Origin of the sequence: Lutimonas saemankumensis (assembly GCF_020171465.1) — a bacterium.
In the GTDB taxonomy this organism is placed as follows: Bacteria; Bacteroidota; Bacteroidia; order Flavobacteriales; family Flavobacteriaceae; genus Lutimonas; species Lutimonas saemankumensis.
The window spans coordinates 261,487-278,999 of the sequence record NZ_JAIUZR010000006.1 but is presented as its reverse complement, the minus strand read 5'-3'; the positions used below and the strand labels follow the sequence as shown (position 1 = coordinate 278,999).

The window sequence follows — 17,513 nt, the reverse complement described above, 5'->3', positions numbered from 1 at the left end:
TTTATTCTTGAATTATATCATCCATATAAAATGTCCCTGCTGTGTTTCCTGGTCCATCTACAAATAATACCAAGGACGCATATTGTCCGGTTGGGACAAAGGGTTCACCTGCTCCTTGTGATCCATCTATATAACTTTTAATGGCATCTGAGGCAAAATCAAAACTGATCGTTTCCCATCCAGTTCCTCCATGATTTGCGACAACCTCGTTCTGTCTTTCACCATTTACACCACCCTCAAATTTCAGTAACAGCGGCGTTGCCACGTTGGACCAGAATTTGATCGTAATCGTCTTATTCGATCCACTGAAATCAACTGCCGTTTCCAGATTGAAAAGTCCTCCTTCCCATGGTCCACCTGAATTCGTGATGGCTCCAACTTTGGAAACTGTTGGGTTTGCTCCCGAAGGATCAGGGTTATCAACCACTTCGTAGGATGCCCCGTTGAAAGTTCCAAACTCATAGGTTACTGTTGGATCATCAAAACTTATTGGCAACTCCAGTTTACCCGCGGCACCACCTGAATCTTTTCCATGGAAATAAAGGTTGTCAATATAAATCGTTCCTCCGTTATCAGGCTGTACGTCAAACTTGAACTGGAAAATATCATTTACGGCTAAGCCCTGATCCGTGAATTCAGATAAAGGAATATCAATACTGTTCCATTGATTTGGAGTCAAACTCAAGGCGACGCTCTTTTCTCCGGATCCTGCGCTTATCAAGTAGAAAGGAACCGAGGTATAATCATCTGACCAAACATCAATATGGACGGTCTGATAAACTGATGCGTCAACGTTTTCACCAAGGCTTATCCCCTGATAATTCATGTTTGAGTATTTGATCGCCGCATCTCCCATTAAGTCAACCTGCTCGTAAGTGGTAGACTGCCCCCAGTTCGGGAAAAAGTCTGTTCCCGCAACATCGGTGTAGGCATCACTAAAGACAGAGGTTACATCTGATGCATCCTGACCCGGTACAGGTGCTGCCATTGTTGGCCCGCTAGGCGCACTTCCTCCTGACTTATAAAAGTAAATATTGTCAATATAGATCGCTCCTCCTGTATCAGGCTGTACATCAAACTTGAACTGGAAAATATCATTTATAGCCAGTCCCTGATCAGTGAACTCTGATAGTGGAATATCAATGCTGTTCCATTGATTTGGGCTGAGGTTTAATGCTACACTCTTTTCTCCCGAACCTGCACTGATCAAAAAGAAAGGTACAGAAGTATAATCATTAGACCATACGTCAATGTGAATGGTTTCATAAACTGAGGCATCCACCTGGCTTCCCAATGAAATACCCTGATAGTTCAGGTTTGTGTATTTAATCGCTTTATTTCCATTAAAATCAACTTCCTCAAAGGATGTAGACTGCCCCCAATCCGGGAAGAAGTCTGTTCCTGCCACATCCGTATAAGAGTCACTGTAAACAGAAGTTACATTCGCCTCGTCCTCAACAGGTGCCGGAGCAGCTTCTGTTGGATCCTGAGGTGCAGGACCGGACCCACCGCCTTCTACTTGCACTAAGTTATCAAAATAATAAACCGCGTCATCGCAGGTATTGTCCCTGTCGAAGTATACGATGATACTTTTGAAAGTTTTATCTGTGTGCTCTGAAAAATCAAAGGTCAATTCTTCCCATTCCCCAACTTTGGTCATTTCCTGATTTATGGCTACCAAAGGATCCGTATTTGGGAATGGCTCAAATTCAAGCTGCAAGGTAACCGTAGTTGTTTTGGCCTCACCGTATACCATCAACTTGAATACTTTATTTGGAGAAGTAGTCAGATCGATGGCATTAGCCAATCCTTTTCCAACGCCAGACCAGGTTTCACATCCTGCTGTTTTGACATATTGCTGTACATTACAGCTTTCATTAATGCCTGTTGGATTTGGGTTGTCAACGATTTCTGAAGCAATGTTGCCAAATGGCTCAAATGTATGATCAAAATCTTTTGTTTTAAATGTCCAGTTGATATCTCCGTTGGCAGGATCAATATTTTCATCCATTTCCGAGACGCAATTTAACTCAAGAGCTTCTTGCTCAATATCATCAAGATAGAATGTACCAGCTGCCTGGCCAGGGCCATCAACAAAGATTACTATGGTGTTGTATTGACCGGTTGGAACAAATGGTTCACCTGCTCCCTGGGTTCCATCGATATAACTCTTGATCGCATCCGTAGCAAAATTAAAACTCAAGGTTTCCCATCCAGTACCACCGTGAGTAGCTGTAACTTCAGTTTGTCTAGCGTCATCCACCCCGTCTTCAAATTTTAACAAAACAGGTAGTTCAACGTCTGACCAGAATTTCATCATGATCGTTTTATTGTCTCCGCTAAAATCAACCGGAGTTCCCAACGTTGCAGCTATACCTTCCCAGTTTACACCTGAATTCGTAATCGCACCAACTTTGGAAGCTGTATCATTAGCACCTGACTCATCCGGGTTATCAACAACTTCGAAGGTGGTACCGTTAAATGTTCCGAATGCATAATTTACTGTTGGGTCATCAAATGTTATTGGTAATTCCATTGCTCCTTCAGCATCTCCGATGGTGATTTCTTCAGAATATTCCAAAGTTTCTGATCCGGCCCCAACGGCTACCACTCGAATTGTATAATCACCGGCTTCCGCATAAATATGCTCTGCAACATCATCCGGCATTAACGGAGTGGGTTCTTCATCTTCAACGTCGCCAAAATAAACATCGAACATCGTTGCATTATCAGCTTTGGCACTTACTTTAACCAGTTTCGGATTCGGATCACTCTGATCAATGGTAACTTCTAAATTTTCGGGTGCACTGAAAGAGATCGTGATAACCTGGGTAAACTCACTGGTAAGGGCCGTTGACCCCACACCTACTACACGTACCTGATACTCACCTTCTCCATAAACGTGTTCTAATGATCCTCCCGGGGTAACTACCTCAGGTTCTTCATCCTCCACATCACCAAAATAAACATTGAAGGATTGAGCTCCTTCTCCGGATGGGGTTACAACTACTGTTCCTGAATCGTCTTGAGCGATATCAAAAACAGCTGTTACTTTTGTTGGAGCAGATATTTCCTGAAAAGCATAGGAAACCTCATTCTTTTCACAAGCAACAAAGGTCGCTCCAAAAATAATTAATACTAAAATTGCCTTTAAATATTTCATCTTTTTACTATTTAATTTTTTAATATCCTGGATTTTGTGCCCAGCGATTTCCTGCTAATTCTATTTCTATGGACGGAATTGGGAAAAGTTCATGTTTTCCGCTAACAAAACCGCTTATTTCCTGAGAGGCTCTACCGGTTCTAACGAGGTCAAAAAAGTGATGACCCTCTCCCAGTAATTCAAGTCTTCTTTCATTGTAAATTACCTCGGTTAATTCTGACCCGTTAGCGTTGGTCTCTTCCAACCCGGCTCTTGTCCTGACTCTGTTCAGGTACCTTAATGCAACTGCATCGCCAAGCCCTCCTCTATTGTAAGCTTCTGCGGCCATCAGTAAAACATCAGCAAATCTGATGGATCTGTAATTATTAGGGTTTGTAAGGTTCGCATCTCCCGTATTGAGGTCTCCCTGACGGGCAATATATTTACGATTGTAATATCCCGTATGCTCGTATCCTTTGGCAAAAGTTGCCCCTGTTTCTGCGGCCCAGGCTTCGATGTCCAAAATCGCTACATCCTTTCTGATATCTTCATCTGTGTAAAAATCAACAGCCTTTTGTGTAGGGACATTAAAGCTAAATCCTGAATCAAATTTAGGACCACTGTAATTTCTGATACCGTTAAAACCTACGGCTACATTTCCTTCACTACATTGCAAACAACCAAAGCCTGCTCCTTCCTTGTCAGTATACTGGACTTCGAACACGGACTCAATATTGTTTTCTCCTTCCTGTTCGAATATACTTTCGTAATCCGTTACCAGATCGTAAGGACCCGCAATCACAAGTTCAAATGCATTTGCAGCTTCAGTCCATTTTTCCTGGTACAAATAAGCTTTCCCCAATAAGGCCTGTGCCGCGCCTTTTGTAGCTCTGCCGGTTTCAGCTTCTTCCCATGAAACAGGTAAATTCTCGGAAGCATAGATCAGGTCTTGTTCTATCTGGGCATATACCTCAGCTTTTGGCGTTCTTTCCAATTCAAACTGGTCACCAAACTGAATTCTTTTATCTACCGACAACGGAACATCTCCAAACCATTTTACTAACTCAAAGTAATAATATGCTCTTAAGAATCTGGCCTGGGCCAAAACGATGTTCTTTCCCTGGAAATCAGTTTTATCCTGAAACTCCAGGATGTAGTTTGCGCGGTTTGTCCCTGCGTACATCCAGCTCCATATGTCTCTCAGCTGTTGATTGACAGGCGTATGGATCATGTCATCGATTTCCTGTATTCCAATAACGTCTGTAGCACTTTCTCCACCCGCCAGGGTATTGTCTGAAGCAATTTCTCCAAGCATCACATTAATGTAAGAAGCTTGTAAAAGATCATAGGCTCCAATCAGGGCATCCTGATAATCACCTTCATTGTTAAAAAAGTCTTCTGAGTTTTGATCAGGAGATTCAACATCTACAAAATCATCACTACATGAAGAAACCATCATATAGATGAATAATAACAGTATGGGTTTTATTCTAAGTTCTTTCATCATGATTAAAATTTAAGATTTAGTCCAAGCATATAAACTCTTGGAATGGGATAGAATCCCTGATCGATACCGCCTCCTATTGGTTCTCCGGTTGAGGCAGCTGGGTCGTAACCCGTATATTTCGTGAAGGTATAAGCATTGTTCACTGAGGCGTAAATCCTGAACCTATCAACATTCTTCCATTCATCTGAATTGAACGTGTATCCTAGTTGAATATTCTGAATTCTTAAGTAGGAACCGTCCTCGACGTAGAAATCAGAGAACAAGCCATTTGAATTGGCTCCTGTAGTAACTCTTGGAAAGGAATCTGTGCTTCCTTCACCTGTCCAACGATTCAGGAAGTAAGAACTTCTGTTCGTCAAGGGCTGGTTACGCTCATAGTTACGGACAATTTCGTTACCTAGCGAGGCGAAGAAATAAGCTCCGAAATCCCAGTTTCTGTAATTCAGTCCCAAATTCAGTCCCATGGTCCATGGTGCAATCGGGTCTCCAATATAGACTCGGTCATCTTCGTTGATTACGCCATCGGCTGCATCCGGAATACCATCATCATTAGTATCCACTGTAAGCTGATCAACATAACGCAAATCTCCTGGTGCGGCGTTTGCCTGGTCGGCATGAGCATCAACTTCAGCCTGATTCTGGAATAACCCGTCTGTTTTTAATCCGTAAAAATATCCTATGGGTTGTCCAACTTCCATTCTTGCCGGTGGATCCTGGCCAACACCAAAAGAACCTCCTGTTACAAAACCATTCTCTTCTGCAACTGACAATACATTATTTTGAAGATAGGTAACATTATAGCTAATGTTCCACCTAAAATCGTCTGAAACATCGTCACTGTATGTTATGGCAAATTCAAAACCTTTGTTTTCAACAGAACCTGCATTCACAATTGGAGGCCTTGAACCCGGTGCAGAAGCACCAAGCATACCCGAAACCTGCGGCACCAACAAAAGATCATCTGTTCTCTTGTTGAAATAATCCATGGTTACATCAAATTTGTTATCAAGAAATTTAAAATCGACTCCTATATCAAAGGTTTTTTGCTTTTCCCATCGTATTTCCGGATTCGCCAAAGCACCTTCGGCTTTTCCAAAGATCAGCTCATCATTTAAAACGTAAGTCCCTTCTCCATTCAGCAAGGAAACATATCCATAATCAGGAATTCGGTCATTACCCACGATACCGTAACTGACTCTTAGCTTCAAGAAATTCATCCAGGATGTGTTTTCCATAAAAGATTCATCTGATACTACCCAACCCGTAGAAATTGAAGGGAAATATCCCACTCTGTTTTCAGGACCAAATCTTGTCGATGCATCCCTTCTCAAAACAACTGATACTAAATATTTTCCCTTATAGTCGTATTGTGCTCTGGTAAAATATGACAGTAACCTTGTGTCGAAGGTATCACCTCCATTTCGGTAATTATCTTCCACATCGGATGCGTTTTCAATACTTGCATTAGCAGGATCATTGTCAGGGATATCATAACCTGTTAAGCCCGATAGTTTTCCACTTTCCTGACGAACCGACATCCCTAAAAGAGCCGTTAGGTTATGGCTTTCTGCCCAGGAATTCTTATAGGTCAGAAAGGTGTCCCATGTATAGTCTCTGTAGATGTTGTGGTATTCATTAACCAGGTTTCTTGTTACGTTAAAGACCTTTCCCGATCCGTAGTATACCTCCGGAGAAAAAACCTTTCCGGAAACTTCAGAGTAATTGAACTGGAATCTTGATTCTGCACTAAAATGTTCAAGAAAACTATAATTCAATCCAATTGCTCCACTTATTTTGTCTACATAGGTTTTATTGTGCGTATTATCAATTTGTGCCTGTGGGTTAATTACTTCATTTCCGAGTCCTTCAGCCAATGTATAATCACCGTTTTCATCGTATACCGGTAAGTTTGGTGCCATATTCAAGGCATTAAAAAGTACCGACCCCAGCGTATTTTCAAGCAAATTTTTTCGGTTGGTATTGGTATAGATCCAGGAAGTATTCAACTTGAAGTTCTTAAAAAAGTCTAGGTTGTAGTTTACCCTTCCCGTAAAACGGCTAAAATTGGCATCACTTCCTCCAACGATACCGTCCTGAGTGAGGTATGAAGTTCCTACAGATAATTTAGAATCTTCCCAGCCTTTATTTACAGCAAAATTTACATTTGCAATGGGTGCTGTTTGAAATATTTCATCCTGCCAGTCTGTACCTTCTCCTAATTCGGTGAAATCCAAAAAAGGAGGAGTAGATCCGCCAGCTGCAAAGGCTTCATTTACAATTACCCCATATTCCGTAGCATTTAAAACCGGAATTTTCCTTGAGGTTTCCTGAACACCTGCATAAGTATCCAGTTCAAATCTTAATGGACTGCTTTTAGCCCCGGATTTTGTGGTTATCAGAATTACACCATTTGCCGCACGAACCCCGTAAATACCTGCTGTTGCATCTTTTAACACATTCATGCTTTCAATATCGTTCGGGTTAATAACACTTAAATCCTCGATTACGTTTCCGTCAACAAGGATCAAAGGGTTGTTGTTCCCATTTGTTGTAACACCACGAATTCGAATGTTAGAGGCACTACCGGGAGAACCGGATTGGGCAGTAATACTTACACCAGAAACCTGACCCTGTAAAGCCTGCTCTACACGAACCGGATTCAGTTTTTCAATGGTTTCGGATCCCACGACGGAAACGGCACCCGTAATTTCCTTTTTGGCCTGGGTACCATAACCTATTAACACAACTTCATCTAAAGCTTCTGCATCCTCTTGAAGGGTAATAGTAAGAGGGGCATCATTTTCAATAACCACCTCATAATCCTGGAACCCTACGTAAGAAAACACAAGAACTGAAGAGATCGGAACGTCTTCCAGAACAAAATTACCATCAAAATCTGTGGCGGTTCCGGTACTTGTTCCTTTAATCAAAATACTAACTCCGGGTAACGGCATATCAGTACCTTCATTAACTGTTCCCTGAACCGTTACGTTCTGGGCAAATCCCGCGGCAACGAAACAAAAGAATACAAGCGATAAAATTTTTGATTTCATAAACTAAATTTTGAGACCTAAAATTAAATGCCAAGAGACTAAACGCCATAAATTCTACCTATACAAAAATGATACACACGGGTTTTAAGGAATTGATAATTTACTATAGTTATTTGGTAAAATAGTACAGGAATACCTACAACAAAGAGCATTGGAAGCGTTAACCAAGAGTTAAGGAACGGTTAAAAAAATATCTGATCTTTCACCAGAAATGCGGATTTCAAGACATATGTTGTGGTAATGTTGAGGTAAAATTGAGGTCTTCTTAACACTTGTAGGGGCTTATATCTCCAATATATAGTCGATGAGGTTCTCTGAATGGTCCAATCGCATTTTTTTTCGAAGACGGTATCGCTTGATTTCAACACTTCTTACCGAAATATTTAACAAAGGAGCGATTTCTTTAGAGCTGAGGTTCAACCTTAAAAAAGCGCAAAATTTGAGATCATTCGCGGTTAATTCCGGATGCTTTTTCTTCATCTTATTCAAGAAATCCTTATCCGCATTGTTAAATGCCTCTTTAAAAAACTCCCAGTCATTGTTGTTGCTGAGATTACTGTCTACAACTTTAATAACTTCATCACGGCTCGCTTTATCGTCCAGTTGCATCAAATCCTGCTTAATTCCCAGTAAAAGCTCATTTTTGTTTATCAGGCTCATGGCGGTTGTGGCCAGCTCCCGATTCTTGCTTTCCAGCTCATTCTTCAGCTGATCATTTTTCAGTTTCATGATTTCCTGCCTGCTCTCCATTTTTGAAATCTCCATCTTTTTTTTATTTTCCTCAATAAGGCGATTTCTTTGGCTCCTGTAATAACGAACAAAAAGCCTGTTTACTATAAACATAATCAAGCCCACAAAAAGCACATAAATTATCACCGCAAAATTGGATAAATACCAGGGCTTCTCTACCCGAAAGCTGTAGGTGATCATATTTGAGGTCAATCTGTTTCCTACCTTCCCCCTTATATTTAGGGTATAGTCACCATAAGGTAGGTTTTCCAGAGATATTGTTGACTCTTCGACCCATGGACTCCAGGCCTCATATAATCCGATCAACTGATACTGATAAGATACTTCAGTATATTTATTATAAGATGGGATACTAAAAGACACCATCAAACTGTTCTCATCAAACTTAAAAACACCTTTCTCCACGAGTGATACATCATATTTATCTCGATTTCGAAACTTTTTCTGGATCCTGTCAATTTGGATTGTATATTCCAACTCCTGAGGCCTGTCGAGATCTAACTGTGCATAACCATTCGAAGTTCCAATAATATATTTTCCACTTATTGTCCGCGAAATATTCTCATAACCCGTTAAACCTTGATTCTGGCGAAAAAATCTTGGTATTGAAATTTCATTCAATTCAGGGATCCCGTCAAATTTATCCTGGGCCAGATAAACAATATTTTGTGAAGAAAAACCCCATAATCGATCCTTTGTCATCTCGGGAATCAACCTCCCGTAAACCCTGTCATTCCTTTCGTAAAAAAGACGCGTGAGCAAGGAATCTTTTACAAGCCTGGATTCATCCCGTTCAATATCAAATACGCCTTCATTTGAGGCGTACTTTACTTTGTCCTGAAACCGAAACACATGAGAGTCGAACCCAACCGATTCAACTGAAACTGAACTTTTGACCCGACTCAAGTCTTTGCTTAGTTCAAGAACAAAAAGCCCCTTAAATTCGTGATTGACAACAACGCTGTTATCATCATAAAAATCAAAAGACTTTGATGATATATCAAATCCTTCTATTTTGTTATTGAAAATCCAGTCATCATTCCTTTTGATCAAAGTACTCAATCCATTGTAATTACCCTGAATCAAAACATTATCTATTCCTTCAATATTTTTAATCTCCCATGTACCGGATTGATCGTAAACCTGAGTAGCCTTATCACCATTTATCAAAAAAGTTCCATTGTTATGTCCGCAAAAGACAGATCCTTCAATTTCATTTAAACTCCATACCTGCCCGGCTGTTCCGTCTATTAATTCGAACCCGTTGGTTTCATCCTTTTTCCTTGCATAAAGGCCTTGATTGGTCCCTAAATACAACCAATTACCCTTGTCAAGAGAAGCATATACCGAACCAATCTTACCTTTGTTATCAGCAAAAATCCTGAAAGCTGATTCTAAATTTACAACACTTATACCGTTGTCCAGGCCCAGCCAGAGATTCTTATCCAAATCCTCAAAAACAGACAACACAGTGTTGTTGCCAAGGCCCATTTCCTGATTTACTCTTTCTATAATCTTCCCCTGATCATCCAATCTTATATACCCCTCTGATACGGTCCCAAGAACGAAACTTCCATCCTGAAGTTTAGTACTGCAATAAATAAAAGAATTACGATCCAAGGCCAGATCATCAGTTTTCCAGGATTTTATCTCATCCCCTTCCCATAAAAAGAAATTTCCCGATTCAGTAAGAATAAGCATGCCATCTTGATGCTCAAAAAGTCCTACAATAAAATCCGTTGTGAACAAGGAATTATCGGATTCAAGAACCGCCTTACCATTTTTTATGGAATAAAGACCGCCGCTTCCTTTTTGAAAATAAATGTTCTCAGACAGATTAAAGATTTTTGCCCTTGGAGTGATAAGCTCAATTACCTTTATCTGCTGATCTCTGGAATTAAAGAGATAAATACGATCCAGAGACTGAAACAGGATCCACTCATCTCTCGATGTAATGTTCCAAAAATGTTCATCTTCTTTGAGGTCTATTGAGAGCTCGTCAGTTAATGAATGATATGCAAGCCCTCCAAATTCATTGCGTTTCCAATATCCAAACTCCATGTAACAACCAGAATAGATCAAGCCATCCTTCTCGTGCACAGCTCTGACGATGGTGCCATTTGGCGAAGGATATAACTGCCAAACTCCTCCATTAAATTCCAACAGACCTATATTGTTCCCAAAAAAAAGTTTCCCGTCGGTAGACTGGGTCACAGACCAATTCTGCCTTCCGGCTTCGTAATCTATAATCTGATAATTTTGAACAGGAGGTAATTCCTGTGAAATTAAGTGTATTCTCGCAAGAAAAATCAGGAGAACCAATAAGCCCAATTTAATCTTCATAGACCTCCAAAATTAAAAATTAGAACTAACCATTTTTCCGATAAAGAACCATTTAATGTAGGCACATAACTCATAAATAGAAGACTAACCCTATCCTTTCCATAATGCCAAATCCTACTGATAGACCCTGACATAATCAATCACCATTTCCGCCTGATCAAAACTAGCATCAATACTTCCTCCAAGATTTCCACCCATGGCAATATTCAATATTATAAACTGATCCTTATCAAAAGGCCAGCTCCTGTTATCTTTTTGGAAGGGATAATAGGTATAAAAACGCTGTCCGTCAAGGTAAAATGAAATCTGATCTGCGGTCCATGTAACCGAATAAAGATGAAATTCACTATTTTCATTTTCAATATCTACCTCCTTGGTATTTACTGTTGCTCCAAAGCTGGAAGGAGAATGGAGAGAGCTTGTTATTTTTCCCGGATTGTTTCCAACGTATTCCATAATATCTATTTCGCCGCATCCCGGCCAGATATTGGTTTCATAATCTGCTCCCAACATCCATATCGCAGGCCATGTACCTCCCCCGGAAGGTAATTTAGCCCTGACGTCAACTCTTCCGTAAGTAAATTCATATTTATTTTCTGTCTTTAATCTTGCTGAGGTAAAGGATTTTCCTCCTCGACTTTCGCGTTTTGCTGTAATGTACAGATTACCATCCGCAACTCTAACGTTATCCGATCTGTCCGTATACCATTGCTCTTCATTATTACCCCATCCACAAAGGTCCTCGGACTGAGAGCATCCATCCTCCAGATCATAATTCCACTTTGCCTCATCGGGAGCACCATCAGTATTAAAATCATCTTCAAAAACAAGATTGCTGAATACAGGCTCTTCGTACTCATCTTCGGTACTAAGCAAAATAAACCATTCCAATTCATCAGCACCTTCGGTCCTCAGCACCATCGCTGTTTCAGTTCTTTGAAGTATGGTATAAGCATGTGTCCCTCCCACGTAAAAACCTAAAAATCCAAAATCTGATAAATATAAAGTCTCCCTGCCATCAACAAACCCATAAGTCCAGGTTCCACTGTAATCGTCTAATGGATAATTCTCATATTCATCTTCGTCATTTACAGGCTCTGAAGTACTTCCGAGATCGTCCTCCAGAGGACCTGCCTTTCCGTAAACAGTGCCGCTAGTTTTATGAGCAAATGACTTGTCCTGATCAAAGACATATTCATCATCATACATACCTGAAAAGTCTTTTTCAAAAGACTGTGCCTGATAATACTCAGGAACGGTTGCTCCACCAGGACCAACTCCAAAATGTCCGGTCACTTCGGCTTGTACTCTCCATTTCTGAGAACTATTATTGGTCAATAATTCCATCAAATCATCAGGAACTTCATATTCCCTTTTCACCGTAACATCAACACTCTTCGAGGCCCGTGAACCTCCACTTCCTGAAGCAGTGACTTTCACCGAATAATCCTGGATACCAGGATCATCAAACGTAACAGTCAATTCACCATTGATCATATTTTGAGAATTTCCGTCGTATTCAAGACTATATGAGGTAGCGTTCTCGGCGGTTGCTTTAAAAGTTACGTTTCCACTTCCGTCTCCCTCCGGGTTTTCTGAGGTTGCACCTTGTATATCGAATGTTACATTAAGATTTTTTACGACCACAACGGGTGGAGCAATTTCTTCACTATCACCTCCACAGGAAATCATTACCAACGAACAAACAAATAACAACAAGAAATACCGAATCTTCATAATCATAATTTTTTTTTGAAAAATACGAAATCTTATCTATTTTACTTTGGCTTAATTTGGATAATTATATCAAACCACTGCTCAAAATCCAATCTTCTAAAGATTTTTAATTAATATAAACTTTTACTTTACTTAATTAATATTAATCATCTGATTAAAAGTTTTTTAAATAAATTATATAAAACTGAAAATTCAATACTACAGCAACTATAAGCATCCTCTATAGTCGACAAAATAAACATGTTAAAAGTCTGGTTTACAAACACTTACAGCCTTCAAGGTTTCTAATGAAAAAACTTTTAAAAATTTCTGTAAAATACAACTTGTATTATCTTTTTTAATCAAAACTCACCTCCCCTTTTTCTGTTCTGATAAGAAATTCTCTTATTCTTTTTTTGGATTTCAGCCATTCGAATTGATCAAAAATTCTCTACAAAACTCTCGCGTAAAAAATTTAAAACCCTTAACTTTATGTCTATAGAATTTTTGAAAATAATAGTTTTTATCATGGAATATTATATCAACAAAACCTTAAATGATATTTCTTTCGAAGAAGGAATAAAAAGAATAACCGAATCTTTAAAAAATCAGGGGTTTGGAATCCTGACAGAAATTGACCTTAAGACCACCTTAAAAAACAAGCTTGATGTTGACTTTTACAATTACAAAATTTTAGGGGCCTGCAACCCTCCTTTTGCTTATAAGGCACTTCAAGCTGAAGATAAAATCGGCACCATGCTCCCCTGTAACGTTATTGTTCAGGAAAAAGTACCCGGAAAAATTGAGATTTCGGCGGTGGATCCAATGGCCTCTATGCAGGCGGTGGAAAACCCGGAATTGGGAAATCTTGCCATGGAAGTAAAGGACAGACTTCAGAAATGTGTTGATGCTCTTTAGTCGTTTATTGGCCCTTCATAACCGAAACTAAACTTTTTTATTCCCTCTGAAACCCATTTTCCGGCCAGGTAATCCCAATATCCGTAGTTCAAATCGAAATCTTCGAGAATAACTCTATAACGCTCTTCCCCATCTGTCTTACCCATGTACTGAATACTCAGCTTAAGCCCGTTCTCCCCGTTTGTATACCACTCCCACTGATCATTTCCATCAGTTGAATGGACAAAGCTCAGATCGTACGTCCCAATATCACCCGTCTTACTGTAAACATAAACACCTTCCAGCTCTGAACCACCGGGAACCGGGCTAAAAATAATCAAGTCAAACAAGCCAGTATTATTCAATGGCTCCAATAAGCGTATCTGTTCGGCATCACCCTGCTCTCCCGACGACTCCCGGTACATCTGTGTCTGAATCAAAGTTTCATATCCTTCCAAAAAGTAATGACTTACAATAGGCTCAACAACATCATCTGATGATGAACAAGAATATAAGGTAAAAATTGCCAGAATAAGCACCCTTAAATCGAACCTTAAAACCATAAATTCCCGAATATTACGAATAAATACAACTCTTCTTATTGAATCTCCGAATGTATAACTAATTTTGCAAAATAAAAGTATTGCCCGATGAAATCATTTGAGGACCTTAAAATTAAAAAACCGCAACTTAAAGCCTTAAGTGATATGGGCATTTCTTCTCCCACTCCCATTCAGGAAAAATCAATTCCTGCAGTAAACTCAGGAAATGACATGGTCGGACTGGCGCAAACAGGAACGGGAAAAACACTTGCCTATCTGCTACCCATATTAACTTCCTTATCCTACTCCGATCAAATACATCCCCGTGTACTTATACTGGTTCCAACCCGAGAGCTTGTGCACCAGGTAGTCAAAGTTGCCAGAGAACTGGCTTCTTATCAAAATGTTCGGATAGAAGGCGTTTACGGAGGAGTAAACATAAACACACAAAAAGAAACGATTGTTGAGGGACTGGACATTCTTATTGCAACCCCCGGAAGACTGTTTGACCTTGCCGTCTCAGGAGTTTTAAGGCTTGCCTCGATTCAAAAACTCGTGCTTGATGAAGTAGATGAAATGTTATTTGAAGGCTTCAGACCTCAATTGCTTAATATTTTCGATATTCTGCCCAGGAAAAAACAGAGTATCATGTTCTCAGCCACCCTGACAGAAGAAGTCGATGAACTGATACAAAACTTCTTTAAAAATCCGAGAAAAATTGAGATTGTTCCTGTGGGCACTCCGCTGGAGCGAATCATTCAAAAAGGAACCCCTGTCCCAAACTATAAGACAAAAGTAAATTTCCTTAGATTTCTAATAAGACGTGAAGGCTTTGACAAAGTATTGGTATTTACAAAAAACAAAAAAATTGCCGACAGACTCTTTACTGATCTTCAGGATGAATTTGAAAATGAAATGGACCTCATCCATTCGAACAAATCGCAGAATTACAGATTTAATGCGGTAGAAAAATTTGAAAAAGGAACGACAAGGCTGTTAATTGCAACAGACATTGTCTCTAGAGGAATGGATATCTTGGGCGTTAGTCACGTGATTAATTTCGACGCCCCTAAATATCCTGAACAATACATCCACAGAATCGGACGAACCGGAAGAGCCAGGGAAAGCGGTGAAGCCATTTTTATGTTCTCCCCTTTGGAAGAAGAAATGCTCCTTGAAATAGAAATCCTGATGCAGACAGAAATTCCTATTGACAAACTGCCATCAGAGGTGGAAATATCTGAAAAATTAATGCCTGAAGAAATTGACAGGAGCTCAGAAAAAGAAATTGGAGGAAAACAAAAACCTTCGCATATTCCCGGACCTGCCTTCCATGAAAAAAGTGATAAAAACAAGAAAGTAAATTTGGGAGGATCCTACAAAAGGGAAATCAAAAAAAAGTATAAAAAACCCAAAACCCGTCCCCCAAAAACCAAAGGGAAAAAATAGATTTTCTCGAAATCAGATACAAATACACTTTTTATTGATTTTTTTTTAGCAAAATCACAATAATAGAATTTAATTCACGTTGTATTATCTCATTAGTTTTTATTTTAAAACTAGGGAAAATTGTTATTGTTAAAGAAGAAAACTCTCCTGTAAAAGGGAGAGTTTTTTTATTTCTCTTTTTGACTCATTAATAGGTTTAAAATTTCACCCACTTAAAGTATTAAGTTAAATTATTTTGAAATTATTTTTCCTTTTCAACAATATAAAAAACTTAATCACGTTGTATAATCTCATTAGTTTTTTTTTATTTTAAAACTAGGGAAAATTGTTATTGTTAAAGAAGGAAAACTCTCCAGTAAATTGGAGAGTTTTTTGATTTAATTCAGTTATGTAGTCTTCTTTTGAAACCTTATTTTAAGGCTTCTGACAACACTCTTCCAGTGTAAGAATTCGGGAAAGATATTTGAAGTAAGTTAGACATAGTGGGTGCTATATCAATTATCTCAGCACGCTCCCTGCTTCTTCCCTTTTTAATCCCTTTTCCAAAGAATATAATCGGAACATGTGTATCGTAACTATAGCCTGAACCGTGCGTAGTTCCTGTCTCCCGGACATAGATCGTGGCAGGATTTGGAACCATAACAATATCTCCTGAAAGTTTTTGATTGTACCCGTTTTGTACGTGATGCAAGATGCCACGGTCGAAATTCGTATTCTGCAGCGTTTTTGCACTGACCACCTTATTCACCCCGGGATAATCAATGATTTCTTCACAAAGCCTCTCTGCAACCTCGCTGGCACTCAATCCTAATTCAGACAACCGCGTTTTGTCGAAAAAGATCTGATTATTGGATATATTTTCGACAAGGTTATTCGCTCCATAAAACGAATTGGTCAACTCATCAATAAAGGATCTGAACTTAGGATAATCAAAATAGCCAGCCGGAATCTTCAATGAGCTCAAATAAGCCGGAACCGGAAGCACAGCGTGATCTGCTGTTAAAAACAAGGTGTAATTCTCGTTTCCAATATGCTTATCCAGATAATTCAACAATTCAGCAATATCTTTATCAAGTCTTAAATAGGTATCTTCAATCTCCTTGGAATCAGGACCATACATATGTCCAATATAATCAGGACTTGAAAAACTTATCGCAAGAAAATCGGTAAAATCTCCCTTTCCCAGCTTCTCTCCTTTAATAGCGGATTTTGCAAACTCGATCAACAGCGTATTGCCATAAGGAGTCTCTTTTAGCAAATCAAAATTCCCATTATCCTTTCTCAATGTTTTCAACTTGTGAGGAAAAACAGGCTTTTCTTCACCATAAAAAAGACCTTCATACGGGTTGTCATCATCAATACTTTCGTCATAACTTGAAATCGGATACAACGTCTCCCATTCGTTTTTAAATACTTTCTCTGCAATACCACTTTTATTAAAATCATTCACCCATTTAGGGAGCTCATCCATATAGAATGTAGAGGTAATGAATTTTCCTTCATCCTTTCCAACAAACCAATAGGAACCGTTTGAGGTATGTCCTCCCGGCAACACCGCGGACCTGTCTTTTAATCCCATTGCTATGGTCCTTCCCCGCATATTCTGGCTTAATCGAAGTTCATCTGTCAGGGTTGTAGCCAACAATCTGGTAGGAGCCTTTTGTTCATATTCCAATTCCGTTCCCAAAGCCTTAAAATTAAGGTCATCCACACAGTAGATCATCTTTCTTTGAAATTTATCATACCAGTCATTGGCTATGATTCCATGACCACTTCCAGAGGTACCGGTATACACAGATGCATGGCCCACGGCTGTCACCGTTGGAACATAATTAAAATGGGCATTTTCAAAATTATACCCCTCCTTAAGCAGTCTTTTGAAACCATCTTCCCCGTATCTGTGATAAAACCGGGTTAAAAAGTCATAACGCATCTGGTCAACTATAATTCCAACCACCAGCTTCGGCCTGTCAACTTTTGTAGTTTCCTGAGCCATAACCGGCATAAACATCAAAAAGAGGCAAGTGAATAAGAAAATCCTTTTCATACGAGTAAATTTTGAGCGCAAATTTAAACATAAAAGGCAGTTTTAATCTTTAAATCTCAGTTAAATT

9 protein-coding genes are annotated in these 17,513 nt (G+C 39.4%); 2 read left to right on the top strand and 7 right to left on the bottom strand.

The window, feature by feature from the left end; translation table 11 throughout:
- Position 1: 1 nt before the first annotated feature.
- The 5 genes from LCM02_RS15500 to LCM02_RS15480 form a co-directional block, all read right to left on the bottom strand.
- Positions 2 to 3,163, bottom strand: coding sequence for a hypothetical protein (locus LCM02_RS15500; protein WP_224932057.1), 3,162 nt, complete (start codon positions 3,161 to 3,163; stop codon positions 2 to 4).
- Between the two features lie 19 nt (positions 3,164 to 3,182).
- Positions 3,183 to 4,646, bottom strand: a complete 1,464-nt coding sequence (locus LCM02_RS15495; protein WP_224932262.1) for a RagB/SusD family nutrient uptake outer membrane protein — start codon at positions 4,644 to 4,646, stop codon at positions 3,183 to 3,185.
- Positions 4,647 to 4,651: 5 nt separating this feature from the next.
- A complete protein-coding gene (locus tag LCM02_RS15490; protein WP_224932056.1) occupies positions 4,652 to 7,702 on the bottom strand; it encodes a SusC/RagA family TonB-linked outer membrane protein in 3,051 nt (1,016 codons plus the stop codon).
- A 282-nt stretch (positions 7,703 to 7,984) separates the two neighbouring features.
- Positions 7,985 to 10,795: a helix-turn-helix and ligand-binding sensor domain-containing protein gene (locus LCM02_RS15485; RefSeq protein WP_224932054.1), complete on the bottom strand. Its 2,811-nt coding sequence runs from the start codon at positions 10,793 to 10,795 to the stop codon at positions 7,985 to 7,987.
- 114 nt (positions 10,796 to 10,909) lie between these two features.
- Complete coding sequence (locus LCM02_RS15480; RefSeq protein WP_224932052.1) at positions 10,910 to 12,532, bottom strand: family 16 glycosylhydrolase; 1,623 nt, start codon at positions 12,530 to 12,532, stop codon at positions 10,910 to 10,912.
- 507 nt (positions 12,533 to 13,039) lie between these two features.
- On the opposite strand from LCM02_RS15480, the gene LCM02_RS15475 reads away from it, so the two are divergent.
- Complete coding sequence (locus tag LCM02_RS15475; protein ID WP_224932260.1) at positions 13,040 to 13,429, top strand: DUF302 domain-containing protein; 390 nt, start codon at positions 13,040 to 13,042, stop codon at positions 13,427 to 13,429.
- On the opposite strand, the gene LCM02_RS15470 is transcribed toward LCM02_RS15475, so the two are convergent.
- Positions 13,426 to 13,971, bottom strand: coding sequence for a hypothetical protein (locus LCM02_RS15470; protein ID WP_224932050.1), 546 nt, complete (start codon positions 13,969 to 13,971; stop codon positions 13,426 to 13,428). The two genes, LCM02_RS15475 and LCM02_RS15470, sit on opposite strands and share 4 nt — an antisense overlap.
- An 87-nt stretch (positions 13,972 to 14,058) precedes the next feature.
- Here LCM02_RS15470 and LCM02_RS15465 point away from each other — a divergent pair, with 87 nt between their 5' ends.
- Positions 14,059 to 15,399: a DEAD/DEAH box helicase gene (locus LCM02_RS15465; RefSeq protein ID WP_224932048.1), complete on the top strand. Its 1,341-nt coding sequence runs from the start codon at positions 14,059 to 14,061 to the stop codon at positions 15,397 to 15,399.
- A gap of 409 nt (positions 15,400 to 15,808) precedes the next feature.
- On the opposite strand, the gene pafA is transcribed toward LCM02_RS15465, so the two are convergent.
- Positions 15,809 to 17,446, bottom strand: coding sequence for an alkaline phosphatase PafA (pafA, locus tag LCM02_RS15460; RefSeq protein WP_224932046.1), 1,638 nt, complete (start codon positions 17,444 to 17,446; stop codon positions 15,809 to 15,811).
- Positions 17,447 to 17,513 lie beyond the last annotated feature (67 nt).

Excerpts from the sequence above, each read along its gene's own strand:
- LCM02_RS15465 (WP_224932048.1), top strand. The coding sequence starts at position 14,059 with ATGAAATCATTTGAGGACCTTAAAATTAAAAAACCGCAACTTAAAGCC.
- LCM02_RS15490 (WP_224932056.1), bottom strand. The coding sequence starts at position 7,702 with ATGAAATCAAAAATTTTATCGCTTGTATTCTTTTGTTTCGTTGCCGCG.
- pafA (WP_224932046.1), bottom strand. The coding sequence starts at position 17,446 with ATGAAAAGGATTTTCTTATTCACTTGCCTCTTTTTGATGTTTATGCCG.
- LCM02_RS15500 (WP_224932057.1), bottom strand. The coding sequence starts at position 3,163 with ATGAAATATTTAAAGGCAATTTTAGTATTAATTATTTTTGGAGCGACC.
- LCM02_RS15495 (WP_224932262.1), bottom strand. The coding sequence starts at position 4,646 with ATGAAAGAACTTAGAATAAAACCCATACTGTTATTATTCATCTATATG.
- LCM02_RS15485 (WP_224932054.1), bottom strand. The coding sequence starts at position 10,795 with ATGAAGATTAAATTGGGCTTATTGGTTCTCCTGATTTTTCTTGCGAGA.
- LCM02_RS15480 (WP_224932052.1), bottom strand. The coding sequence starts at position 12,532 with ATGAAGATTCGGTATTTCTTGTTGTTATTTGTTTGTTCGTTGGTAATG.
- LCM02_RS15475 (WP_224932260.1), top strand. The coding sequence starts at position 13,040 with ATGGAATATTATATCAACAAAACCTTAAATGATATTTCTTTCGAAGAA.
- LCM02_RS15470 (WP_224932050.1), bottom strand. The coding sequence starts at position 13,971 with ATGGTTTTAAGGTTCGATTTAAGGGTGCTTATTCTGGCAATTTTTACC.